Source organism: Pseudidiomarina terrestris (assembly GCF_030466405.1).
GTDB lineage: Bacteria > Pseudomonadota > Gammaproteobacteria > Enterobacterales > Alteromonadaceae > Pseudidiomarina > Pseudidiomarina terrestris.
Genome location: NZ_JAGGJF010000001.1, coordinates 707,747 through 731,668, shown reverse-complemented (window position 1 = coordinate 731,668; position 23,922 = coordinate 707,747). Strand labels below are relative to the sequence as shown.

Below are 23,922 nucleotides of genomic sequence, written 5' to 3'. Positions count from 1 at the left end.
ACGGGAGCATTTCGTATGACGTGGTTCGATGTCTTTGTTTTTTACCTCTATGGTTTAAAGTGGCTGGCGATAGCCGTGATGGTGATTCTGTTCATCTTCGGTTTAGATGATCTGTTTATCGATACGTATTACTGGATCCGGCATCTCTACCGTAAGCTCACGGTTTACCGTAAATACGATTATTCGGATCCTGACAAGTTACTTGCCGAGCCGGAAAAACCGCTCGCCATTATGATTCCAGCCTGGCAGGAAGTCGGCGTAGTCGACAAGATGGTCGCCAAAGCAGCGGCATCGCTGGATTATGAAAACTACCAGATTTTCGTCGGCACCTATCCCAACGACCCGGAAACCCAGGCTGAAGTTGATCACGTCGTCGAGCATTACCCCAATGTTCACAAAGTTATTTGCGCTGAGCCCGGGCCTACCAGCAAAGCGGATTGTCTAAATAACATTATCGCTTCGATTATTGAGTTCGAGAAGAAGACCAAAATCGAGTTCTCCGGCTATATTCTGCACGACGCCGAAGATGTTATCTCAAGTATGGAGCTGAGATTATTTAATTATCTTGTCGCCCGCAAAGACATGATTCAGTTGCCCGTTTATCCTTTTCCACAACATTGGTATGAGTTCACTGCTGCCCATTATCTGGATGAGTTTGCGGAGTTGCATGGTAAAGATATTGTGGTGCGTGAGTCGCTCGCCGGGCAGGTGCCAAGTGCTGGTGTAGGCACGTGTTTCAGCCGTCGGGCTATTTTAAGGCTGTTGAAAGAAGGTGACGGGCTGCCCTTTGATGTGCGCTCCCTGACCGAAGACTATGATATTGGTTTTCGTTTAAAAAGCTGGGGTATGGACGAGATCTTCGTGCGTTATCCAGTCAAGCTAGAGCAAGCGCAACTGCGTGAGAAGCATGCTGGTGTTGACGAGCGCGATGGCAATGTGGTCTGTGTGCGCGAATACTTTCCAACCACGTTTTCAACTTCCGTGCGGCAAAAGACCCGGTGGATCATCGGGATTATTTTTCAGGGCTCACGTAAACTCAAATGGACCCGCAGCTGGCCGATCAATTACTTCCTGTGGCGCGACCGTCGCGGAGCCATCGCCAATATCGTGAGTTTCTTTGCTATGGCGGTGTTTATTCAGTTGCTGGTCATATGGATTATTGAGCAATTTGTGCCCAGCTCCTATCGGGTCCTCTCTATTTTCGAAGATCAGCCTGTGGTGATTTTCCTGCTGTATGCGAACTTATTTTTCCTGGCCAATCGCTTATTTCAACGTTTCTATTTTGCCAAACAGTACTACGGTTGGTTTCAGGGATTTATGTCCCTGGTTCGAATCTTCTGGGGTACGATCATAAATTTCACGGCCAGTCTGCGAGCCATCAAACAGGTTTTGCAGCATGGTGATCCGCGCAAAGTTGCCTGGGATAAAACCTCTCATGTATTTCCCATCGTGGCACCGCCACGCAAACAGCCTATTGGCGCGATTCTAATCCGTAACGGGAAGTTGACCGAAGCCGAACTTGAGCGCGCGCTGCTTGAACGGCCGAAAGGGATTCGTTTAGGCGTTTATCTGGTCACCGCGGGCTTTGTCAGCCTTGACGATCTGAGTGAAGCTATTGCGGTACAAGAATACAGTTCATTTCAGGCCTGCGACCCTTTTGAGTTGGATCCAGAGTTGATTAAAAAACTGCCGGCGGATATTGCCTTCAAATACTCTATTATCCCCCTTGTTGAAGAGGGGAAAACCTTGATTGTTGGCCGTGAATCCGCTCTGAGTCCGGTAGCAGAAGCGGCCATAAGTCGTAAATTAAAACGACCTGTGCGCGGCTGTGTTACGACACAAGGCGCCGTGACCTTGGGGCTGCGTTATTGGTACATGAACGATGAGGAGGCGGATCCGCGTGAATTTCTTGCGCAAGCCAGGGAAAAAAGCAACCTGTCCGATGCCTCGGTTCAACTCTTACGCGACGCATACTTCATCCGTCAGATACCTTTTGGTTCAGCCCTTATTCAGTCAGGAGTGCTAGATCCCGCGGTGATGGGACAAGTCATGATGGCCTATGCGCGGAAAAGTGAAAGCCGGCTGGGTGACTTTTTGGTGAGCGAGGGAATTATTTCGGACGAGGAGCGCGATGAAGCACTGGCCTATCAGAAGCGGCATCAAATTGAAATGAAAGAACTACTAGCTGAGGCGGTTGCGGGTCAACCGGGAATCACATGCGTGTTTTAGGTTTAATCGCTACTTTATCGGCGCTAGCGCCACAGACCATAGGTGACACGATCTTCGTGGGCTTATCCGACTACCAAGAGTTTCGGACCTATCCTTATGTGGATAAAGCCTATCGGCTGCAGCAAGACGAGAAGTATCTGGCCGCGTTGAACGAGCTTGATCGGGCCATTGCGATTGCGCCGGAGCATACAGCGTTCTACGAGTACGCATTTGAGCTGGCCATGCTTAGTGACGATACGACACGAGCGCAGACGTATCTGGCGGCGATCCCGGCGCAGCGACGGGTTGAGCTTAAACAGCGGTTATTACGCACGCAAATGTCAGAAAATGTCCCTTCTGCCGCTGCCATGGCGGATTTTTTAGCAGGGGTCGATGCCGACCAGCGTCTGGAATTGATCCAGCAAGGGCTTTATCAATTGGAACAACGTGAGTCCAAAGAGACTGCCTGGGCCTGGTTAAATGCCTTGCCTGAGTCGCTATGGACCCATGAATTACATCTGATTGCTGCAAGAGTGGCTGCGGATGTAGGACAGTTTAGCGCAGCGGCGCATCACTTCGGTAAGTTCTCCACGCAGGTTGAGTTGGCCCCAGCGCAAATCGCTGAATATGGTTACCTGCTGATCGAAGCAAATGACACGAAAGGCGCGTTTGCTCTTGCACAACGCTACCCGAAAGCGGCCGGTGGCGTGATTCGGGAATTGGCCTATCAGGCCCTGGGGCGCGCTGATAGCAGCAGCGCCATGAAGTATTTTGCCTGGCTGCAGGAACGTGACCTGCTCTCGGCTGCCGATGCAAAGCAGTATTACTTTTTGCTAGAACAAGATGGGCAACTGGAAGCGGCCATGGCACTTGCCGACGCTGCCCAGACCAGCTGTTTAGAGCAGGTCCAGTTGCTGGTAAAACTGGACAAAGACAGCGCCGCCCGACAACAGTTTGTGAACTGTTCTGTACATGAAAATCCGGCCCTATGGTTGAACCTGGCGGAACGTCTTGAGCACTACGAAGCAGTGCAGCGCGTTCAGTTTACCGACAATGCCTTGCAGGCGCAGCGACGCCGGTTATTGATGAATTACTACCATAACCAGCAAGCGTGGCAGCGCCAGGTGCAATTATTACAGGGCGCTGCAGAGAACGAAGCAGAACTGACTTACCTGGCAATGGCCTATGAGAAACTCGGCGATACCAAGAGTGCAGAGCGCACCTGGCGCCTTATCTGGGAACGCTTCCGTGACCCAGCTGCATTGGAGAAAACCACGTACTTAATGTGGCAACGCGGCGAAACCGACGAAACGCTCGCGCTTCTAGAGGACGGCTTCAACGACGTGAATTTAGCTAGCGCTCCGGGTAAGGTGCTGCTGTCGCGCTACGTCAATATTCTCTATGGAGCACCAGAGCAGATTGATGCGACGCGTATTGAAATGCTGGCGCGAAGCAATGCGGACCCTGTCGACGTAGCTGAGCTCTGGCGCCTGCGTGGCAACTGCGACGCAGCCTTGGCGACTTTGGCTGAAATCAGCAAAGAGCGTGGCATTCGCACCCGTGCAGAATGTCTGATCGATCGTGATCCGGAAGCTGCCTATGACGCGTTACGAATGGCAATAGGAGACACGCCGTCAGCGGGAGATCTGCGTTCGTTAGCTTCGCTTGCTGAGCGAGTCGGAGATAATTCGGCAGCGTTGGGCTACCTGCGACAGATTCCCGCAGCTGAGCGCGTTTCCTCTGATGAGCTGACCATTGCGCGATTGACACTCGCGCAAGGCGATTTGATCGCTGCAGAAGCCGCCTGGCAGGCGTCCCGACAAGAACATGAGCTGGACTGGTGGTTGCTGGGCGTCAATATTGCACAGGCGCAAGAGGATGACGATAAAACTCTGTTGCTGCTAGAACGTGCCGATGCGCGCTTTGACTCCCCTTTATTGGTTGAAGAGCGAGCTCATATTTATCGCCAAAGAGATGATTTTGAAGCCCTGGAAGCGCTCTATCGTGACGCTGTAGAAAGTTATCCGCAGAACCGTCACTTTCAGGCCGAACTGGCCTTTACGATTTACGAACGCGATCCTATTGAGTCGGCCTCCTACTTTGACACAGCTCTAGCGGGCAATGAGCAAAATGCGCAAGTGAAACATCTGCACCAAGCCGCATTTGCCTTCAACTATGCCGGTAACAATGAAAAGACAGCCCACTATGCCAGGGCCGCCATCGACAAAATGCTCGATAACCCGCAAGCGGATGCACAGCAGTTGCTTAAAGCCCAGCGTTTGCATCGCGAGGTTGATAGTCAGTGGTCATTTACCCTTGCCGGCTGGGCAGGCGATAGCAGCCGCGCAAGCACCGGACAGGGCATAGATATCCAGGGCGACTACTTTATGCAGTTAAAAGCTGCCTATGAATTCACCGAGTCGCAAGCATCTATAGGTGGCTTAGGGGCACAAATCAGTCTGCTACAAGGTGGTGAGCAGGACTTTTTTGAGAGTCAGGAGCTCGATGTTGGCTTAACCTGGAAGCCTACTAAAACGATCAACTCGGTACTTGGTTTGGGTTTTCGTAAGCAATTGGATGGCGATGAAGAGTTTAAGCCTTACGTGCGAGCGTCCATCGATTTACTTAGTCCCTGGAGCGAAGGGAAGTGGTGGGAGCCACAGATGGAGCGTCTCTGGTACAGCACTTTCTTTGTCGACGGGATTTATTTCCCCGAAGATGACCAGTCCGCATTCTTTAGCCGGATCGAGTCTGGACCAGTTTTTGAGCTGACGCCTTCGCACCTTCAGACACTGCGTGTATACGGGTTCCTGCAGGGTGACACCTCGCACGATGTGGCTGCACTTGGCGACGCAGATGATACCCGCGCCGGCCTCGGCGTCGGCTGGATGTCAGAATGGTTTGCGTCCGATTACAACAGTTATAACCTGCGAATGGAGTTAGGTGTCGAATGGCAGCACGTGGTTTCCAGCGATTTTGCGGACGATGGCGACAATGCGCTACTCGTTCGCTTCGAGCTGTACTTTTAGGGCTGGTATTAACCCTACCCTTACCGAGCATGTCGACATCGCCACAGGACACTGACTCACCTGCACTCGGTGTCATGTATCAGCCGCTCAACCGGGACGCTGAGATGGGTCCTTACGGCTGGAACTATCTCTTCCAGTCGATCGCCCGCACGCCGATTGAGTTTGGTGTGGTGCAATGGGTTCAGTACGGTGCTGATTCCTTCAGCCAGCCCACCCCCTGGCTGGCAACTGCGTTGAGCACCTGGCAGCGGCATATGCCTTTATGGCTGGGCTTGCACACTGAGCATGACTACTTCACAAAAATGGCGGAGGGGAAGGCTGCGCAGCAAGAGTTTTTTACCACTTATTTACGTAAAGTAAATGGCACGGCTGCGCGTTGGCAAGGATGGATACAGCAACATCAAGCGCAGTTTCTAGGTTGGTATATTCCCCTTGAGTTAAGCGATGCGTACTTCGCCACTGCCGCTGAGCGTCGGCAATTGCATGACTTTCTCAGGCAGTTGAAACAGCGACTAGGCCGGTCGCCGCTTGCGATAAGTGTCTTTATGAGCGCTGAGTTGCCAGCCAGTGAATTCGGCGCCTGGCTGCAGCAAATACAGGATCTCGGCTATCAGGTATGGTTGCAGGACGGTGCAGGCACACAAGCGTTGACGGCGACGCAGCGCGAAGCTTATTTTGCGCACCTCAACTGCGACGTAGGGCTGATTAATGAAGCCTTCATCCAGACCTCGCAACAGCCCTTTCGCGCCCGTCCGGCAACCCCGGCAGAGCTGGCCAAAGCCCAGGCTCGCCAGCCAGACTGCCACCCGCGTATCTTATTTTCGTTACGCTACTTGCCGGAAGCGGCAGGGTTGCTGTATTTATCTGATCTGATCACCCATCCGCCAGGCAAGGACTAAACCTCGGCGGAGGGGCGGGACTGCATTGCTTTATACCATTTCAGCAGATGTGGCAGGCTATCGTCGACACGAATCTTGATAACCCGGGCGAAGGCAGCAACGGCGAATGCGGTAATATCTGCAGCCGTGAAGCGGTCGCAGCAAATGAAGTCTTTGCCCTCAAGGTGCTCGTTTAAAAACAGCATAAATTTGTGTACGTCTTTAACACATAACTCACCCCATTCAGGAACCGGCGTCATACGGTCTTTAAAGAAGCCGCTGGTGTGTTGAAAGCCCATACCACAAGGGATAAAAAAGTAGTAATCAAGCCAGCGCAGCCACTGTTCAATTTCAGCCTGCTCAAGTGCCGACTGGCCCAGCAAATTCACGGTATCGGGATAGGCGATTTCGAAGTAACGACAAATTGCCATGGTTTCAGCGATACAGGTACCGTTATCTAATTCAAGTACAGGAACCTTTTTCATCGGATTTTTTGCGGCAAACTCAGGCGTCAGGTTCTCACCTTTTTGCAGATCAATTTCGATGCATTCGACTTCGTCGAGCAAGCCTTTCTCAGCCAGAAACATGCGCACCCGGCGTGGGTTCGGAGCAGTTTTAGTTTCGTAAAGTTTCATTGAATCACCTCAGTTAGCTAATAAGTCGAGCGGGTAGCTGGAAAATTGCAGATAGTCGCCGTTACCTAACCGCAAATGCAAGGTCCCGTCAGCAAACACTTTCACATTGTTCACCTGCGTTAACTGCTGCAGCAGGCGATTTTCATAATCCATCGCTGCTGGTGGACACATACGTTTCGTTACCGCCAGTGGAGAGAAAGATAAGCCTTCCGCACTCAGGGTATAACTTCCGGTAAAATAGTTGCAGCCGGCAAAGCCGGTCACCCTCGAGTCGGATGAAAATGTGAGCGTCGCGACATGCTCCGTCGCGCGGCTGTCTTTCCAGCTTACCCCTGTAAGCAGACGCTGTGGATCACCCGCGCATCCGCGCCAAAGCTTCTCCGCATTTTTAAAGCGAGCAGTGTAAGGGAAGCTTTGCCCGGTCATCGAGTCATAACAAATGGCCTCGTCCAGCAATAGTTGTTGTGTTGCCGCCAGTTCTATTGCGTAAGAATAGGGCGCTGCGTCATTGAGGGTTTGACGGGAAATGGGAGCGAACAGCTGTTCGTCCCCGGGCGTGCGTAACAGAGCCTGGTCCTGGTTCACATTCACCAGCCAGAACGGTTCATTGCCACGGGCGTTCAACTGTTGCGGTAAGGTGCCCTGTTGCACGCAAAGGGGCAAAGAGAATTTGTCGGTAGAGAATTGGGCTTCATTACCTTTACTCCAGAACTCAGCGCCATACTCTGCGCTGACATAGCGGCTGCCGGACGCACTCGGAGCAGGGGTCAGCAGGAATTCCTGTTCACCAAAGCGTAACTGCAGGCGTTCGTCTTGTCTCTTGGTGGTCACCTGAAGTGCTCCACATTGATACGTCTGAACCGCTGCTTCACTGGGATAGGCCGGCTCTTGCGGCGAGCAACCGCTAAGCAGCATAAGACCAGACCAGGGCAAAATAAAATAGCCTACTCGGGTAATGAACATGACAACCTCCTTCGTCATTCATGTGAACCATTATTGCTTGTTTGCCATAGCATTTACAGCACCGCGTGACTTTTGCACGATTCTGCGGTGAAATGGCAGCGACTTAATAGCAACCCGATCCAACAAGGAATGATTATGCGTCAGCTAGCACTAATTTTTACGTTACTGTTGATGGTGGGCTGCCAGCCCGCGAGTGAAGAGCCGCAACAAACCGAAGTCAGCAGCGAGGTTGCGGCTGAACTTACCGGCAACGCGCCCGCGCAGGAAGAGCAATGGAGCTTTACTGAAGGCAAAGACTATCGTGTGCTGGAACAGCCCGTTGAAATTGCAGCGTTCGAGCCGGCTGCGGGGGAAGGCGGTTACATCACTGAGTTTTTATGGCCGGGGTGTCCCCATTGCCAGCACTTTAATCCAACGGTGATCGCTTACGAATTGGAACGTCCATCCGTCACCATCATTAAGCGAGCGGCACCGGCGAATGAGCGCTGGGCACTCGATGCCAGAGTATTTTACGCGTTGCGCGATCTTGGCTATAGCCTGGATGATGAATTGATTGGTTATTACGAAACCATTCGGGAAAATCACAACCGGCTGCCCGATCAGGATGATATCAATGCCTTCTTGGCAGAACATGCTGTGGATCCTGAAGCCTTTCAGCGCGCCTACGAAGACACCAGTGTCACTGATAAATTACGCGTTGTGCTCGAGGATATGATGGCGGCAGATATTTCCAGCGTCCCAACCCTGGTGGTGAATGGGCAGTACGTGGTCACCGCGCCAGCTCCGCACTCACAGGACGAGTCACAACGCTACTTTGCCCTGTTAGATCATTTGCTGGCCATGGACTAAATCACTGTAGGGGAGGACCTTTGCCGGTGAAAGTTCTTTCATTTTAGCGATCTCTTGACTAAATTTAAGAGTAGTTATTTAGAGAATGCTAAATCATAAGGGGCTAAACATGGCAAACGTAGGAACAGTAGATAGAGTTGTTCGCGCGATTATTGGGGTCGCCTTGGTCTATTATGGGATAACCGCTGAAAATTACTGGTGGATTCTGGGGGCTGTTCTGTTAGCCACAGCGATCTTCAAGTTCTGTGGTCTATATAAAGTGCTTGGAATCTCAACCTGCGCGAAGAAGTCACCCAGTTAGACGAGTCAGGAGATAGCAGTTCCATGTTGAATATGGATTTCTCACAACGCGTCGTGGTGAACACGGCAGAGCAACAGTGGCAGCCAAGCCCGGCAAAGGGCATCGAGCGGAAGCTGCTGGAACGAGAAGAAGCCGAATGCGGGCGCGCGACCAGCGTCGTGCGCTACGCACCGGGATCAAGATTTGCAACGCATCAGCACCCCTTTGGCGAAGAAATATTAGTTCTTGAGGGCACGTTCTCTGATGAAACGGGCGACTATCCCGCTGGAACTTACTTGCGTAACCCGCCGGGCTCTCAGCATGCACCTTTCAGCGAACAAGGCTGTATCTTGCTGGTCAAGCTCCATCAGTTTTCTCGCGCTGATAAGGAAGTGGTGCGGCTGAATACCCTAAAAGAACCTTGGTTGCAGGGCCAGGGAGGTTTACAGGTGATGCCTTTGCATAGCTTTGAAACCGAACATACTGCCTTGGTGAAGTGGCCCGCCGGCGAGCTTTTTAAGCCACACCGGCATTATGCCGGCGAAGAAATTTTTGTGCTCAGCGGTGAGTTCATTGATGAGCATGGTCGTTATCCAGCGGCAAGCTGGCTGCGCAGTCCGCACGGCAGTAAACACACACCACGTGTTGAAGAAGAAACCATCATTTATGTAAAAACTGGTCATCTGCCGGTGCTGAACACGGCCTAAGTGTGGTATTTTTGGGGATATTCATTTCAGCCTGTTGAAGAGGACCCCCAAGATGACGCCAGCCCAAGCCCGCCAGTTAGTCGCTATGCAAATTGCGTTTAACCAGGTTATCGATCCGGATTACCCCGCGGCGCCTAAAGTGAAGCGCGATGATGTCAAAGCTATTCTGGTCGAACTGGGCGAGTACTTTGAACACACCGCGTATAAGTGGTGGAAAAAGCAAAGTGCAGATTGGGCGCAGGCAAATATGGAGCTTATCGATATTCTGCACTTCGCCATTTCCGATGCCGTTGAACATGCCTGCCGCCAGGGCAAAAACACCGAAGCAGCGCTCGAGTACGTCGCGCAACTGATGCTGAAGAGCTTTGCCAATGATGCCGCTGTGCAAGACGGTAAAGAATTGGTGGCCGCTCTGGCCGCTGATGGGTCTAAAGATTATCCGCTGGTGTGCGGCGAGCAGTTTTTTGACAAGTTACTGACCATGTTAGTGGACGCCTATGGCGACGCCGATACGGTGTATTTGACCTATATTGGTAAAAACGCTTTGAACAACCTGCGTCAACAGCGTGGTTATAAGCAAGGTACTTACATCAAAATGTGGCAAGGCGAAGAGGATAATGAAGTGATGATGCGCTTGTTGGGGGAGCACCAGCAGAGCATTGTGGCGGCCGAGCAACCGCTGCTACAGGCGCAGACCTTGTTACTCGACCACTATGACAAACAGGTTGCGCAGGCCTAACTGCGGTATCCTGGCATCAGATAGATCTCGCGAACGCAGTTACGCGGGTGCGCATCGATCGCGAATAAGACTGCATCCGCGACATCCTGAGGGTCGAGCTTGTCAGGCTTCGGCTCATCAAAAAACGGCGTATTCACCATACCCGGCGCGATGGTCGTACAGCGACCATCCCACTCTTTCATCTCTTCTGCCAAATTCTGGGCAAAGCCGTGCACGAACCATTTGGTGGCGCCGTAAACGGAACCTTTGATGGTATTACGACCCGCGGCCGAGCCGGTCATTAAAAAATGCCCAGTGGTTTTACGAAGGTGGGGAAGCGTTAACTTAGCCGTGTAGAGCAAGGCATTGATGTTCACATCAATCATGGTTTTCCATTCGTCCGGGTCGCCTTCTTCAGTGCCTCCGGTAGAAACGCCAGTGCCAGCGTTAGCAAATACTGCGTCCAGCTGACCGAACTTTTCCAGGCCTTTGTCAACGACGGTTTTCAGGGCGTCAAAGTTACTGGCGTCGGCGGCCACACCCAGTGCCTGATCGGCACCAATCTCCGCCACCAGCTCATCCAGTAATTTCTCACGACGGGCGGTCACAATCACTTTGTGACCAGCCTTCGCAGCAGCCAAGGCGGTGGTTTTACCGATACCGCTTGAGGCACCGGTGATGAGTAGAACTTTTGCCATGTTTACTCCTTTTCCCACGACTTTTGTGGGGCGTTGGTGAAATTCATTGTATGCATGGCTCCAGTTTAGCACATCGCTAACGACCTCAAGGTGACCGGTAGGCGGTAACTCTTATCGCATTAGTCCTTGCCAAAATCAGGCGGCTGGAAGGTAAAGCCTTGCTTTTCCATGAGTTGTGCCAAATGCAGCAGGGTCTGGTCCTGGTGATGAGCAGCGGCGAAGCATAAGCCAACTGGCAGTCCACTCTCGGTCAGCCCTGTCGGTACGGTAACTACGGGCTGGCCGGTGAGGCTGAAAAAGTTAACGAACGGGAAGCAAAAATCGACATAAGGGATTTTTTCGCCGTCCAACATCACGGCTTTATGATCCTTATTGTGCGGAAACGCCGGGCCCAGTGTGGTTGGACTGACGATGATGTCTACGGACTTTTGTTGGCGCAGCGCTTCGGTGACGATCTCCTGGCGTCTTTTCAGGGCCCGGCTAAACGCTTTAAAGTTGAGACTAAGGCCTGAACTTAGGGCTTTCAGGGCTTGGTCTGCTGGCAGACTTGAACGCTTAAAAAGATGCCGGTATTGCCAGTAAAGTAATTTTCGTACGGGCAGTCTGAGGGTTTGTCCCATGGCGTAACCAAATAGCTCGACCCACAGCACCAGCGCCTCGCGCGCCAGTTCTTGGTCGATGCGGATATCATTTACTTCCGCGCCAGCAGCAATAAGCTTATCTCTGGTTCGCTGCATGGCGTTACGCACTTCGCTACCGGGCTGCACGCCGGCCATGTTATCCACAAAGCCAAAGCTGTAGCCAGAGAGGTCGTCGGGCGTTTTTTGCTCCCGGGCGATGGGCAGATAGAGGCGTTGTTCCCAGTCCGGGGCAAAAAGGACATTATAGGCTAACTCCAGATCGACAGCGGATCTTGCTAATGGACCGGTACAGTTCATGACCGAAAGACCGAGATCGAGGTGCGGTAGAGGGGGAATATGGCCGTCAAGATGATGGCCATTTTCCGTTGGCTTGAAACCAAACAAGCCACAGTTATGGGCAGGATTACGGATGGAACCGCCGATATCACTGCCAATTTCCAGCGCACATAAATCAGCAGCTAACGCCGCGGCGCCGCCACCGGTGCTGCCGCCTGGGGTTCGATCCAGTGCGTAGGGGTTATTGCAGGTCGGATAAATCGGGCCGAATGTCTGGGCATCGGCGAGCAGGCTGGGCACATTGGTTTTGCCAAGCACGACTGCGCCGGCATCGACCAGACGTTGCACCAATAACGATGTCGAATCAGAAACGTAGTTTCGTAAGCCCTGATAATTCAGCGTCGTTTTGGTGTCTTTAATCTGATAGCACTCTTTGACCGAGACCGGCACCCCGTGCAAAACCCCCACAGGTTTGTCTTCGCGTTGCTGTTGGTCGCGAAGCTTTGCGGTATAGCGCGCCTGTTCTGCAAAAATGTCGACAAAGGCATTCAGTTGCGGATTGTAGTTGTCGATGCGACCGAGGTAATAGTCGGTGATTGCGGTCGAACTTAACTCGCCCGAGGCTGTTTGGCTCGCGATAGTCGTTGCTGACATGTATTTCATAGCTTCATTTCCATTTGACCAGCTTAAAACATAGACAACTTGCGTTGAACACACATGCCCATGCGACTTATGCCAGTGAACATTTTGCTGGTTCTACTCGCATTTGTGTTAGTTTAATGAACGCTTTCTTTAACATTAAAACAGTGAGCTTCTCGAAGCAACAAAGGTAACTAAGCATGTTCCAGGGGTTAAGACTCAATACGATTGCGCTTACGCTGACTGCAAGTGCGGCGCTTACAGGAGGATTCGCTGTTCAGGCGAATCCAGTGAAGATAGATTATCAGGAGCCGGTACAGGAAATCGTCGACATCGTTGATGCCGCACCGTCGCCAGGTGGCAGTTTAAGCCCTGATGGCGATATGCTGCTGATCTCAAATTATCCGGCACTGCCAGATATCACCGATGTTGCTGCAGACCAACTGAAGCTCGCTGGACGCCGCATTAATCCAGCGAATTACACCGTCAGTCAGGCTCGCTATATCAGCGCAATTGAACTGCTCGATATTGCCAGTGGCGAAAAAATAGAAATTGATGGACTTCCGAGTGATCTCAAAGCATTGGGGGCGAGTTGGTCGCCAAACGGCGATTTCATTGCAGTGGCACAGCAAACTGAGACAACGGTTCAGTTATGGCTGGTCGATGTGAACTCAGCGCAAGCCAAACTATGGTCAGGCACAGCGCTGAATGCGGTGTGGGGACCGCAACTGGAATGGCGCCATGATAGCAGTGGTTTGTACTCCTATACGCTGGCAGAGGGTCTTACTAAGCCTGCCTTAACCACGGTTCCGACCGGTCCGGTCATCACCGAGAGTGCAGGGCGCACAGCACCTGGGCGAACCTATCAGGATTTACTACAAAACAAACAAGACGAAGCGCTGTTTGATTATTACTTTACCAGTCAGATTACGTTTTTCCCGGTGACCGGTGAAGAGCAGGACATTGGTCCGCAGGCGCTGTATAACGGGGTCAGTGTTTCTCCGGACGACAGCTACTTACTGGTAAGTGAAATTAAGCGTCCGTATTCCTATGCGGTGCCGTACTACCGTTTCCCGGAAACCACCATGGTCTGGAACACCGCGGGTGAAACTGACTATACCGTGGCGCAACAGCCGCTGGCAGACGATTTGCCGATAGCCTTTGATGCGGTGGTGCAGGGACGTCGTTCGATCAGCTGGCGTAACGATGCGGACGCGACCCTGGTCTGGGCACAGGCCACCGATATGGGCGATCCGGCGGTGGACGCAGAAACGCGTGATCAGGTGTTTCAACAGCCAGCCCCTTTTACCGCAGAGCCACAAAAACTGGTGGATCTCAGTAAGCGCTATGGCCGTATGCTGGCGGCAGACGAGGAGCATATTCTGGTCTGGGAACGCTGGTGGGCAGATCGTGATGAAAAACTGTGGTTAGTCGATGCAACGGGGGAGTACGAACCTAAGCTGGTGTGGGAGCGCTCCTGGGAAGATCGTTACAACGACCCGGGACAACCTTTTACCGTGCAGGAAAATGGCCGCAGCTTGCTGTACCTGAATGACGGCAAAATTCTCTTAACCGGCACCGGCGCATCCGCCGAGGGGGATCGCCCATTTATTGATCGCTACGACCTTAACACGAAGGGCAGTGAGCGTTTATGGCGCAGTCAGGCGCCTTACTTTGAGCGTCCTCGTGGGCTGATTAATGCCGACCAGCTGAGCTTTTTGATGCAACGTGAAGGGGTCAACGACCCGGCCGACTTCTTTGTCCGGGATCTTGACGATAACACCTTGACCGCTTTGACGGAAACGCCTCACCCGATGCCGCACACGCAAGGGATCAGCCGTGAACTTATCACTTACACACGCGAAGACGGCCTGGCGATGTCGGCAGAGCTTTACCTGCCCGCGGGTTATGATAAAGAACGCGATGGACCTTTACCAACGGTGGTTTGGGCCTATCCGCGCGAATACAAAAGTTCTGCGGCAGCGGCGCAAATCAGTGGTTCACCCTACGAGTTTGTCCGTATCAGTTACTGGGCGCCTCAGTACCTGGCGACTCAGGGCTATGCGGTACTTGATAGTGCGACCATGCCGATTGTAGGTGAAGGCGACGCGCGCCCCAATGACACCTTTATTGAGCAGTTGGTCATGAACGGCAAGGCAGCGATTAAAGCAGGCGCTGACCTTGGTGTGACAGATCCTGAGCGTGTTGCCCTGGGCGGACACTCTTATGGTGCTTTTATGACGGCCAATATGCTTGCCCACAGCGACTTATTTAAAACAGGTATTGCCCGTAGTGGAGCCTATAATCGCAGTTTGACGCCCTTTGGTTTCCAACGTGAAGAGCGCACCGTCTGGGATGATGCTGATTTGTACATTGGTATGTCGCCGTTTTTCCATGCGCATAAAATCAACGAACCGCTGTTGATGATTCACGGCGCCAATGACAACAATTCAGGCACCTTCCCGATGCAGTCTGAGCGTCTTTACCAGGCCATCAAAGGTCTTGGTGGTACCTCGCGCCTGGTGATGCTGCCGCACGAGTCGCACGGGTATCGTGCACGCGAGTCCGTGCTGCACATGCTCTGGGAACAAACGCGCTGGCTTGATCTCTATCTGAAAGATCAGGACTAAGAGCTGAGCTGTTAGCAGCTGATTGTCGAAAGCCCGCCTCATGCGGGCTTTTTTTTTGGTTAATCGCTAAACCAAATGCGCTGCAGTTGGAACCGACGTTCGCCGCCGGCATTATCGCAATCCACCATCAGCGCTAAGCCATCAATAGTCTCAACTTGCACGCCGAAATGGCGTTGAAAATGTTCAGGTAAATGCACTGTTTCGGTGACCCACTCGCCGATGGGACTTGACTGATTACGCATGGCGACCATCATCGCCTGCTCAGTAAATGGATTTGGCCAGCTTGCACCGATGGGCTGGTCATAGGTCCAGACGAAGTTGACTGCTTTTGAGCTCAGACCAAATAAGCCACGTTCTGCGACCGCATAGATACGGGCTGAGAAATCATCTCCCGCTTTTATCCGTTCTTCATCCAGCGCCAAAGGCGGTTGCATTACTCGCCAGCGCCAATTCAGATAGGGCTTTTCGGTGAGTTCTAGTTCCCGCTCTAAATAAAGCGCTGAGGCTTGCCCGCTCTTGCAGGTCGCGTTGAGAACGCCGTCCGTAACCTGGTAGCTTGAGGGAGCTTCGAATTCGCGAACCGGCCATTCAATAATGCTGGCTGGCGCGAAATTGCTGTCCTCTACTGCAAGGGCTTGAGGACTCAGGACGGCTGCGCTAAGCAAAGCGGTCAGGCTGTAGTGTTTAAGCATAAAACCTCCAGGCTACGGAACTGTTGATGCGGACGTTTAAGCGCGCGCCAGGATCCGATCCAGGTGATTGGCAAACGCCATACGATCTTTTTGATTCAGCGGCGGCGGGCCGCCACTTTGCACACCGCTGGCGCGCATGGTGTCCATAAAATCACGAATATTCAGCCGGCTGCGAATATTTTCCACAGTGAAGAGTTCGCCGCGCGGGCTCAGTGCCTGGCCACCTTTTTCGATGACTTCGGCAGCGAGTGGAATATCAGCGGTAATCACCAGGTCACCGCGCTCGCACAGCCGTACAATCTCGTCATCGGCGACATCAAAACCACTGGCCACCGTGCGTGCGGAAATAAATCGTGAAGGTGGCACCCGCAAGGGCTGGTTCGCGATCAGAATCAGTTGCAACTGTTTGCGCTCGGCGGCGCGATACAGAATATCTTTTATAACGATAGGACAAGCGTCCGCATCTACATAGATTTTCATGGGTAGTTCTTCATTAGCCGTTGGCAGTGATAAGCTTAGCACGGTGAAACCCGCAACATAATGGAACGCTATGTTATTACATAAAATTTTGCTTCCGGTACTCGCACCTTTGTTGCTGCTGCAGGGGAAGCTGGTGCGCGCCCGCACGCCGCACCTGCCAGAAGCAGAGGGCGCCCGGCAAGGACAGGCTGGCTCGGAGCGCACGCGTCCTGCATCAGGAAAGGAGCTGCGGGTCTTGATCCTTGGCGATTCTGCGGCTGCCGGGGTAGGTTGCGACACACAGCAGCAGGCGGTCACCGGTCAGTGGGTCGCGCAGTTGAGTCAAACCACCCCCGTTAGCTGGCAACTGGTGGCGAAATCCAGCCTAACCTGTGCCCAGGTACTGACACTATTAAAAGAAACCCAACTTACCGAGTCGCGGTTTGATGTGGTGCTGGTTTCGGTCGGTGTTAATGATGTCACACGGCGAACTTCAACGAGCCAGTGGCAGGCAGATCTTGAGGCTATGAGCCGTTACCTGAACGAGCACCTGGGGGTAAGCCGTATTCTCTATACGGCGCTGCCCCCCATGCACAAGTTTCCGGCCTTGCCTCAGCCCTTACGCTGGATGCTGGGACAGCGAGCTAAGCTGTTAAATCAATACCTTGCGCAGCACTGCCAGCGACATAACTACACCCATTACCTCAATTTTGAGGTACCCTATGAAGCTCAATTTATTGCCGCCGACGGATACCATCCCTCGACCGCGGCAGCAGAGCTCTGGGCGCGGACCGCCGCTGAAGCTTATTCTGAGGAAAACAAATAGATGATAAAAAAGATACTCCTATTCTTTGTCGTCGCGCTCACCGTAGTGACGGTGATGGATGTCTGGCGCGCGCAGGATTTACCGCCTGGTCAGCTGAGTCAAAGCACCTGGCAGACGCTTCAATACGAGCATGTGGATCTGGTTGAACAAAGCTATGGCGAGCCCGTGATTGTCTATTTCTGGGGATCCTGGTGTCCTGTTTGTCACGTGCTTACACCGAGCGTGGATTGGTTAGCGCAGTACGTGCCGGTGGTTAGTGTCGCCATGACCTCGGGCAGTGATGCCAAGGTCCGCCGCTACCTGGTGGATAACGATTATCAGTTTAAGGTGGTGAACGATCCTGAGGCCGAGATCTCTAATCAGTGGGGCGTACCTGTCACGCCTGCATTTGCCGTGATCAAAGATGGTAAGATTGACTCATTCACCGCAGGAGCCACGTCACCGTTAGGTCTATACGCCCGTTGGCTATGGGCTAGTTTTAGGTAAAAGCGGTAGTTTGCGGTCAAGATTGCGGTAGAATGGTGCTGAAACTGGAAGTTAGGAACCTGCATTAGTGAAATTAATAGCTTTAAAAATCAGTAGCGTAGCTATGGCAATGTTAGTTGTCGCGTGCGCAGAACCACAACCGGAAGAGGTTGCGGAATCACCCGCGGAACAGCAACTCCAGCTGCAACCATTAGAGTTGGAGCGGGACGACGCGGCGGCTGCGTTCGAGTTGCCGGTGACGCCGCCGGTGACTTCAGGGACGAAGAAAATCAGGCCCGTCGAACTTGCCGCAACCACTATCGCAGACCCGCTGACAGACGTGAGTTTTGCAGTGCTGAAACGTGGTCAGACGGTGACCGGTTTACTGAGCAAATACGGTTTTAAAGCACGTGATGTTTACCAACTGGCGGAAGCGTTAGATGGTTATGTCAATTTAGACAAACTGCAGGCCGGTGCCGCGATTGCTATCAATAAACAGAAAGATACTGCCCAGATCAGTCTCGCGGCTGAGTATGCCGAGCGGATTGATGCTTATTATGAGGACGGTGTCTGGAGCGTCAGCAAGCATCAGGTACCGACCCGCATCGAGGTGTCTGAACACGCGGTCCAAATTAATCATAGCCTGTACGGTAATGCGGCCGAAGCGGATGTACCGGGTGACGTTATTAATTCGGCGCTGCTGGCGCTTTCGCACTTCATCGACTTTCAGCGTCAGGTGTATCAGGGCAATCGTTTTGAAGTGGTCTTCGAGCGCACTTTAGTGACGCAGGATGAACTGTTGTTTGCTCATCAGCAAACACCATTGCAACCCACCTACCTGCGCTTCAAAAATGACGAAGATGATTTCCGCTTGTACCGTTACGAGCAGTCGTTTTATCTCGAAGATGGTCGGTTAGCCGAAAGTTTTCTGCTGAAAACCCCCCTTAACGGCGCGCGCTTGTCGTCGCACTATGGACAACGTAAGCATCCGGTACTCGGCTATACGCGGATGCACAAGGGTATCGATTTCGGTGCGCCTGAGGGTACACCGATCATGGCTGCCGGTAATGGCACGATCAAGCGGGCCGACTGGTATGGCTCCTACGGTAACGCGGTCGTAATTGCGCATGCTGATGGTTATGAGACCTTGTATGCGCATCTGCAGGGATTTGCCAACGACATTGAGCCCGGTCAGCGGGTCAAACAGGGGGAGGTGATTGGTTATTTAGGTAATACAGGCCTCTCCCAGGCGCGCCACCTTCATTATGAAGTTTATCGCCACGGCAAAATCGTCAACCCGCTGAATTTGAAGAAACTTTCTACTGAACGTCTTAGTGGTGAACAGTTGGCGCAATTTATTGAGCATGTGGCCAGTTTAGAAGAGCGCACCCTGCGTCTGGCGGATCTGGCTGGCGGCGCGAGCTCGACCTACGCCGAAGGTCTCACTGCGGAAGTGCAATGAAAGCGCGCACCGGCGTCCACTGTACCTTTATCACCGATGTTGAAGCCACAGTTCCCGCATTAAATGCCTGGCTGAGTGCAGCAGACCGTGAGCAAAGCCAGCAGTACCGACAGCCACAGCGGCGCCTGCAGTACCTGGCAGGGCGTGGACTGGTGCGTTGGCTGTTGCACAGGTACTGGCAGATGGCCGCTGAAGATAGCATCATCACCCGGCAGGAAAACGGCGCACCGCTGTTGCTGGTGCAGGGTCAGCAGTGGCAGTGCTCGATTAGCCATAGCCACAACCACGCCATAGTAGCTGTTAGCCCGGCTGCCGCACCGATTGGAGTTGACGTCGAGCGTATTGCGCCCCGTAAACAGCTGGTTCGCTTATTGCGAACACCTTTTATGGCTGGCGTCGATTCTGAGCATTTGGTCAGTTTTTTTCAGCGTTGGACACTCGCGGAAGCGGTGACCAAAGCCGAACAAGGGCTGCTGTTGGAAGTGCTCAAACGATCTTCAGAAACTTATCTTCCGCATGCCTGTTTTCAGCAGCACAGCGATTATCTGTTGTGCTGTTACTCGCCCGGCGAATCCTGCACCATCCAGCAGTTCAGCCCCCCCTAAACGCATCTCTGTGCAAAAAATAACTTGCATACCTTGTAGTTCTAGGTATAGATTTAATACCTAGATGTACTAGGTATTAAATTGCATGCGAGTGAAATCATCATGAATCTCTCAAAAGATCTAATGGCCGCATCCTCGACTCCGTTGGTGCTGGGCATTATTGCTGAGGGTGAAACCTACGGCTATGAAATTGTAAAACGGGTCGAGCAGCTGTCCGGCGGCGCCCTTAACTGGACTGACGGAATGCTCTATCCGCTGTTGCATCGTCTTGAACAGCAGGGCGTACTGGAATCGCGCTGGCGGGTTGCCAGTGATACCGGACGCAAACGCAAGTACTACGCGATTACTGAGCTTGGACGCAGAACATTGCAGGAACAACAGCAGCAATGGCAGCTGATAAACGCCGCGCTGAACCGAATCTGGCATGACATGACCTTAAATCCACAACGGAGTGACGATAATGGTTGCCAACCCGCTTAATTCACAGGTAGTTGATACCGAGTCAAAAGTTAACGAATGGCGCGCTCACCTGATGCGCCATGCCGCATTGAATGAACACGATATTGACGAGTTGGAATCCCATCTTCGCGACCAGATGGAAGCACTGCAAGAGCAGGGCCTGCGAGATGACGAAGCTTTTCTGATTGCGGCCAGGCGCGTGGGCGACCTGGACGATGTCACACGCGAGTACGCCGAGGTCCACTCTGGACGGCTCTGGCAAAACCTGGTGTTCGGTGGCTCCAGTGACAGCTTGAAGCAACGCAATTTGTTTACAGCTCTGGTGTTTGCAGTTTGCGCGGCAATTGCAATCAAATTGCCGGCCTTGTTTGGCATGCATTTTGATGCTGAGGGTGCAGACTGGTTCTACGCACGCAATATTACCTTGTTCAGTCTGCCGTTCTTAGCGCTGTACTTCGTACTTGACCGTCAACTTGAGCGCGCCGGGTGGGGCTTTGTTGCCAGCGTTGCTGTGGCCGCAGCGATTCTGATAAATGGCTACGCCAGTTTTGCCTCGACAACGACCATGACTCTGGCAATGATTCATCTACCGATTATTATCTGGTTTATGGTCGGTATCGTATACAGTGGCGATTGGTGGCGATCACACGCGAAAAGAATGGATTTTTTAAGATTTTCAGGTGAGTTTGTCATTTACTACGTGTTAATCGCAATCGGTGGAGGCGTCTTAACGGCGTTTACCCTTGGCATGTTCAGTTTCATTGGTATCGATATCGAGTGGGCGGTACAGAGCTGGATTATTCCCTGTGGCGCGATGGGCGCAGTGGTGATTTCAGGCTGGCTGGTCGAGGGCAAGCAGGGCGCGATTGAAAATATGGCCCCCGTGCTGGCGCGTGTCTTTACGCCAATGTTTACGTTGATGCTGAGTAGCTTTTTGGTGACCATGCTGGTGACCGGGCGTGGGTTTGATATTCAGCGCGAAGTCCTCATTGGCCTGGATCTGATGTTAGTAGTAGTACTAGGTTTGGTCCTCTATGCGGTATCCTCGCGGGATCCGAGCAAACCCGTATCCTTGTTTGATAAACTGCAGCTGGTGCTGGTTGTCACCGCGTTACTGGTCGATGTGCTGGCGCTGGGCGCAATTGCTGGTCGTATTTTTGACATGGGGGTCACCGCAAATCGCGTGGCAGCGCTTGGTGAGAACTTGATACTGTTGGTCAGTCTCAGCGGCTACGCCTACCACTATTCGACGTTTATCAAAGGTAAAGCGGGCTTCACCAACCTCGAGCGCTGGCAGACCAATTACATCCCTGTCTACGTCGCCTGGGCCCTGCTCGTCGTCATCGCCTTCCCCCTCATCTTCTAACTATCAAGAAAGGGCAGCCCTTCCACTGTAAGGGCTGCCCTTATTAGGTAACTCCTTGTTGGAATGCTGTTTTGTCGCGCAGGCGGATAAACTGTGGTGGTCAATTCATTCAGCGGAGTCCGCCATGATCCTACGTCACACTTGTCTTTGTTCTGTTAGTTCGTTTCTGCTGCTTAGCCTGGCGGGAGTTGGAGTTGCTGCGGCAACGGAAGTCGATGCGAAAGTTGATTTTCGTTACCGGCTTGAGTCGGTCGCTCAGGACAATGCCCTTGAGGATGCACTGGCGTCGACCTTACGCAGTCGGGTGACTCTAACAGCCCAACCGCAATCGGGATGGAGTCTGGTCGCTGAGCTTGACCACGTCAGTGCGGTCGGCGGAGACACTTATAACAGTACCGACAACGGCAAGTCGTCCTATAGTCTGGTCGCGGATCCAACGGGAACGGATATCAATCAAGCCTTTGTACGTTATGAAAGCACAACGGGAACCGCTTATACTGCGGGACGCCAGCGGGTGAGTCAGCTTAATCAGCGGTTTATCGGCGGGGTTGGCTGGCGCCAAAATGAGCAGACCTTTGATGGCTACCGAGTGCAGTCGCAGTGGCGCGATTCGTGGACGCTGGATATTGGTTATTATCATAATGTGAATCGAATTTTTGGGCCTGATGGTGCTGACGCTGATCAAAACGGCAGCTTTGTGACAGCGCTGGTAAACTGGCAGTTGCAGCCGAATCAGCAGCTGGCACTGTTCGGGTATGACTTCGAATTTGATGACTGGCAGGTTCGCAGCAGTCGCACTTACGGGGTAGATTACCAGAGCGATCTCTGGGGCCAACGCGATCTGCGGCTGCACGTGACACTAGCAGCGCAAAACGATGCACATAGCGCACCGAATAATTCGACCCATCATTACCACCGCATAGTACTGGACTGGCAGCCAAACCGACTCAAGTTCAGCTTGGGCCAGGAACGTTTGGCCGGCGACGGCACCAGTGCTTTTCAGACTCCTTTAGCGACATTGCACGCCTTTTCGGGCTTCGCCGATGTCTTCCTCACGACTCCTGCTGCAGGCCTGCGCGATAACTGGATTAGCGTCGGTACCGAGGCGTTCGGTGGTAAATGGAAGCTCAGCTGGCATGACTTCCAGTCAGACGCAGGTGCGCTGAATTACGGTCAGGAATTGGATCTGGTTGGTGCCTACAGACTGTCACCACGTTGGTCGGGAATTTTTAAAGCCGCAGGCTATCAGGGCGATGCCCATGGCGTCGATACCACCAAACTCTGGCTGATGTTGAGCTACAGCCTGTCATCCGGCGGATAAGGCAAGGTGCGTTTGGCGGAAATACATTGTCATTTGAAAAGTTGAGTAAAGACTTCCAGTCGTCGTAAGATCAAAATCTCTGGCGATGAGCTAAGCTCACTAATTGTCTTTGTAATTATTCATCTTTATTAATGAATAAAAATCCTCATACTAGTTTGCACATGTACGCAGAGGAACAGTCATGCCTGATATCGTAATTGCATTTTTTATTCTTGGAATCGTTGCCGGCGTTGTTAAATCAGATTTAAAAATGCCCGGGCAGATTTATGAGATTTTATCGATTCTGTTGATGCTAAGTATAGGTATTAAAGGTGGACTTGCCTTACATACGGATCAAGATGCTGTGGTCTGGTCCACGCTGCTTGGGATTGCGCTGCTTGGGCTTTTGATTCCAGTTCTTGTGTTACCGCTACTGCGTAAACTGGTGCGTTTACCGAATGCCGACGCAATCAGTATCGCTGCACATTATGGCTCGGTGAGTGCCGGTACTTTTGCCGTAGCCTGGGCATTAGCAGAAAGCAACGGCCTGACGATTTCCGCGGATGCAACGCTATATCTGGTTATTCTTGAGTTGCCGGCGATCATCTTAATGCTTGGTTACTACCATTGGAGCCAGGGTAAAACCAGTGGCGAGCAGAATATGCTGTCTATTTGGCACGAAGCTTTTACCAGTCGCGGCGTGATCCTGTTAATGGGTGGTGTTGCCATCGGGTGGCTCTACGGCCCGGCTGGTCTGGATTCTATCGCCGGGTTAGTGGTCGATGGTTTTAAAATTCTGCTGGCGCTGTTCTTGCTGGAGATGGGGTTAACCACCGCCCGTATTTGCCGGCCACTGCCCCTTGCTCATTGGCGATTGGTGCTGTTTGCGGCGTTCGCACCGTTAATTCTACTCTGGCCAGGTTTACTGCTAGGCTGGTACTTTGAGTTGCCAGCGGGAAGCGTGCTGATTTTAGGCGCCCTGACGGCAAGTGCATCCTACATAGCAGCGCCCGCGGCGATCCGCGCAGCTATTCCAGATGCCAACATCAGTAAGGCGATGCTGGCCTCTCTGGGGGTAACCTTCCCGTTAAATGTGATTGTCTATATTCCGTTCGTGGCAGCATCTCTTTAGGTCCA

22 protein-coding genes are annotated in these 23,922 nt (G+C 52.6%); 16 read left to right on the top strand and 6 right to left on the bottom strand.

Annotation, left to right across the window (positions count from 1 at the left end; all coding sequences use genetic code 11):
- Positions 1-15: 15 nt before the first annotated feature.
- From J6J34_RS03375 to J6J34_RS03365, 3 genes are read left to right on the top strand one after another with little or no spacing between them, the layout of a single operon-like run.
- On the top strand, positions 16-2,229 hold the full coding sequence (locus J6J34_RS03375; RefSeq protein WP_301720997.1) for a glycosyl transferase family protein: 2,214 nt from the start codon (positions 16-18) through the stop codon (positions 2,227-2,229).
- The gene (locus tag J6J34_RS03370) at positions 2,217-5,237 is read left to right on the top strand and encodes an NfrA family protein (RefSeq protein WP_301720998.1); all 3,021 of its coding nucleotides are present in this window, start codon (positions 2,217-2,219) and stop codon (positions 5,235-5,237) included. Before J6J34_RS03375 ends, J6J34_RS03370 begins: the two co-directional genes overlap by 13 nt.
- 29 nt (positions 5,238-5,266) lie before the next feature.
- Positions 5,267-6,136, top strand: coding sequence for a DUF4434 domain-containing protein (locus tag J6J34_RS03365; RefSeq protein WP_301720999.1), 870 nt, complete (start codon positions 5,267-5,269; stop codon positions 6,134-6,136).
- On the opposite strand, the gene J6J34_RS03360 is transcribed toward J6J34_RS03365, so the two are convergent.
- Positions 6,133-6,750: a glutathione S-transferase family protein gene (locus tag J6J34_RS03360; protein ID WP_301721000.1), complete on the bottom strand. Its 618-nt coding sequence runs from the start codon at positions 6,748-6,750 to the stop codon at positions 6,133-6,135. The two genes, J6J34_RS03365 and J6J34_RS03360, sit on opposite strands and share 4 nt — an antisense overlap.
- Before the next feature lie 9 nt (positions 6,751-6,759).
- The gene (locus J6J34_RS03355; RefSeq protein WP_301721002.1) at positions 6,760-7,713 is read right to left on the bottom strand and encodes an META domain-containing protein; all 954 of its coding nucleotides are present in this window, start codon (positions 7,711-7,713) and stop codon (positions 6,760-6,762) included.
- 135 nt (positions 7,714-7,848) lie between these two features.
- Between J6J34_RS03355 and J6J34_RS03350 the strand changes: the two genes are divergently transcribed.
- From J6J34_RS03350 to J6J34_RS03335, 4 genes are all read left to right on the top strand, one after another.
- On the top strand, positions 7,849-8,562 hold the full coding sequence (locus J6J34_RS03350; protein WP_301721004.1) for a thioredoxin domain-containing protein: 714 nt from the start codon (positions 7,849-7,851) through the stop codon (positions 8,560-8,562).
- A gap of 85 nt (positions 8,563-8,647) precedes the next feature.
- On the top strand, positions 8,648-8,863 hold the full coding sequence (locus tag J6J34_RS03345; RefSeq protein ID WP_323125499.1) for a YgaP family membrane protein: 216 nt from the start codon (positions 8,648-8,650) through the stop codon (positions 8,861-8,863).
- Between the two features lie 23 nt (positions 8,864-8,886).
- Positions 8,887-9,549, top strand: a complete 663-nt coding sequence (locus J6J34_RS03340; RefSeq protein ID WP_301721008.1) for a cupin domain-containing protein — start codon at positions 8,887-8,889, stop codon at positions 9,547-9,549.
- Between the two features lie 52 nt (positions 9,550-9,601).
- The gene (locus tag J6J34_RS03335) at positions 9,602-10,288 is read left to right on the top strand and encodes a dUTPase (protein WP_301721009.1); all 687 of its coding nucleotides are present in this window, start codon (positions 9,602-9,604) and stop codon (positions 10,286-10,288) included.
- On the opposite strand, the gene J6J34_RS03330 is transcribed toward J6J34_RS03335, so the two are convergent.
- A complete protein-coding gene (locus tag J6J34_RS03330) occupies positions 10,285-10,965 on the bottom strand; it encodes an SDR family oxidoreductase (RefSeq protein WP_301721011.1) in 681 nt (226 codons plus the stop codon). The two genes, J6J34_RS03335 and J6J34_RS03330, sit on opposite strands and share 4 nt — an antisense overlap.
- Positions 10,966-11,084: 119 nt before the next feature.
- A complete protein-coding gene (locus J6J34_RS03325) occupies positions 11,085-12,545 on the bottom strand; it encodes an amidase (RefSeq protein ID WP_301721013.1) in 1,461 nt (486 codons plus the stop codon).
- Between the two features lie 176 nt (positions 12,546-12,721).
- On the opposite strand from J6J34_RS03325, the gene J6J34_RS03320 reads away from it, so the two are divergent.
- Entirely contained in the window at positions 12,722-15,151 is a 2,430-nt protein-coding gene (locus tag J6J34_RS03320) for a S9 family peptidase (protein WP_301898497.1), read from the top strand.
- 59 nt (positions 15,152-15,210) lie between these two features.
- On the opposite strand, the gene J6J34_RS03315 is transcribed toward J6J34_RS03320, so the two are convergent.
- Together J6J34_RS03315 and J6J34_RS03310 are read right to left on the bottom strand one after the other, a co-directional pair.
- Positions 15,211-15,843: a DUF3047 domain-containing protein gene (locus J6J34_RS03315; protein WP_301898496.1), complete on the bottom strand. Its 633-nt coding sequence runs from the start codon at positions 15,841-15,843 to the stop codon at positions 15,211-15,213.
- A 36-nt stretch (positions 15,844-15,879) separates the two neighbouring features.
- Positions 15,880-16,323, bottom strand: a complete 444-nt coding sequence (locus tag J6J34_RS03310) for a YaiI/YqxD family protein (RefSeq protein ID WP_301721017.1) — start codon at positions 16,321-16,323, stop codon at positions 15,880-15,882.
- A gap of 70 nt (positions 16,324-16,393) precedes the next feature.
- Between J6J34_RS03310 and J6J34_RS03305 the strand changes: the two genes are divergently transcribed.
- From J6J34_RS03305 to J6J34_RS03270, 8 genes are all read left to right on the top strand, one after another.
- Positions 16,394-17,128, top strand: coding sequence for an SGNH/GDSL hydrolase family protein (locus J6J34_RS03305; protein WP_301898495.1), 735 nt, complete (start codon positions 16,394-16,396; stop codon positions 17,126-17,128).
- The gene (locus tag J6J34_RS03300) at positions 17,129-17,614 is read left to right on the top strand and encodes a protein disulfide oxidoreductase (RefSeq protein ID WP_301721019.1); all 486 of its coding nucleotides are present in this window, start codon (positions 17,129-17,131) and stop codon (positions 17,612-17,614) included.
- 103 nt (positions 17,615-17,717) lie between these two features.
- Positions 17,718-19,055: a M23 family metallopeptidase gene (locus tag J6J34_RS03295; protein WP_301898494.1), complete on the top strand. Its 1,338-nt coding sequence runs from the start codon at positions 17,718-17,720 to the stop codon at positions 19,053-19,055.
- Positions 19,052-19,660 (top strand): 4'-phosphopantetheinyl transferase family protein, encoded by a 609-nt coding sequence (locus tag J6J34_RS03290; RefSeq protein WP_301721022.1) that lies wholly within the window; start codon positions 19,052-19,054, stop codon positions 19,658-19,660. The genes J6J34_RS03295 and J6J34_RS03290 overlap by 4 nt, the downstream gene beginning before the upstream one ends.
- A gap of 102 nt (positions 19,661-19,762) precedes the next feature.
- Positions 19,763-20,140 (top strand): PadR family transcriptional regulator, encoded by a 378-nt coding sequence (locus J6J34_RS03285; protein ID WP_301898493.1) that lies wholly within the window; start codon positions 19,763-19,765, stop codon positions 20,138-20,140.
- Positions 20,121-21,485 carry a permease prefix domain 1-containing protein gene (locus tag J6J34_RS03280; protein ID WP_301898492.1) on the top strand — a complete coding sequence of 455 codons (1,365 nt, stop codon included), beginning with the start codon at positions 20,121-20,123 and terminating at the stop codon, positions 21,483-21,485. The genes J6J34_RS03285 and J6J34_RS03280 overlap by 20 nt, the downstream gene beginning before the upstream one ends.
- A 124-nt stretch (positions 21,486-21,609) precedes the next feature.
- A complete protein-coding gene (locus tag J6J34_RS03275) occupies positions 21,610-22,806 on the top strand; it encodes an alginate export family protein (protein WP_301898491.1) in 1,197 nt (398 codons plus the stop codon).
- A gap of 181 nt (positions 22,807-22,987) precedes the next feature.
- Entirely contained in the window at positions 22,988-23,917 is a 930-nt protein-coding gene (locus J6J34_RS03270; protein WP_301721027.1) for a sodium-dependent bicarbonate transport family permease, read from the top strand.
- Positions 23,918-23,922: the final 5 nt, after the last annotated feature.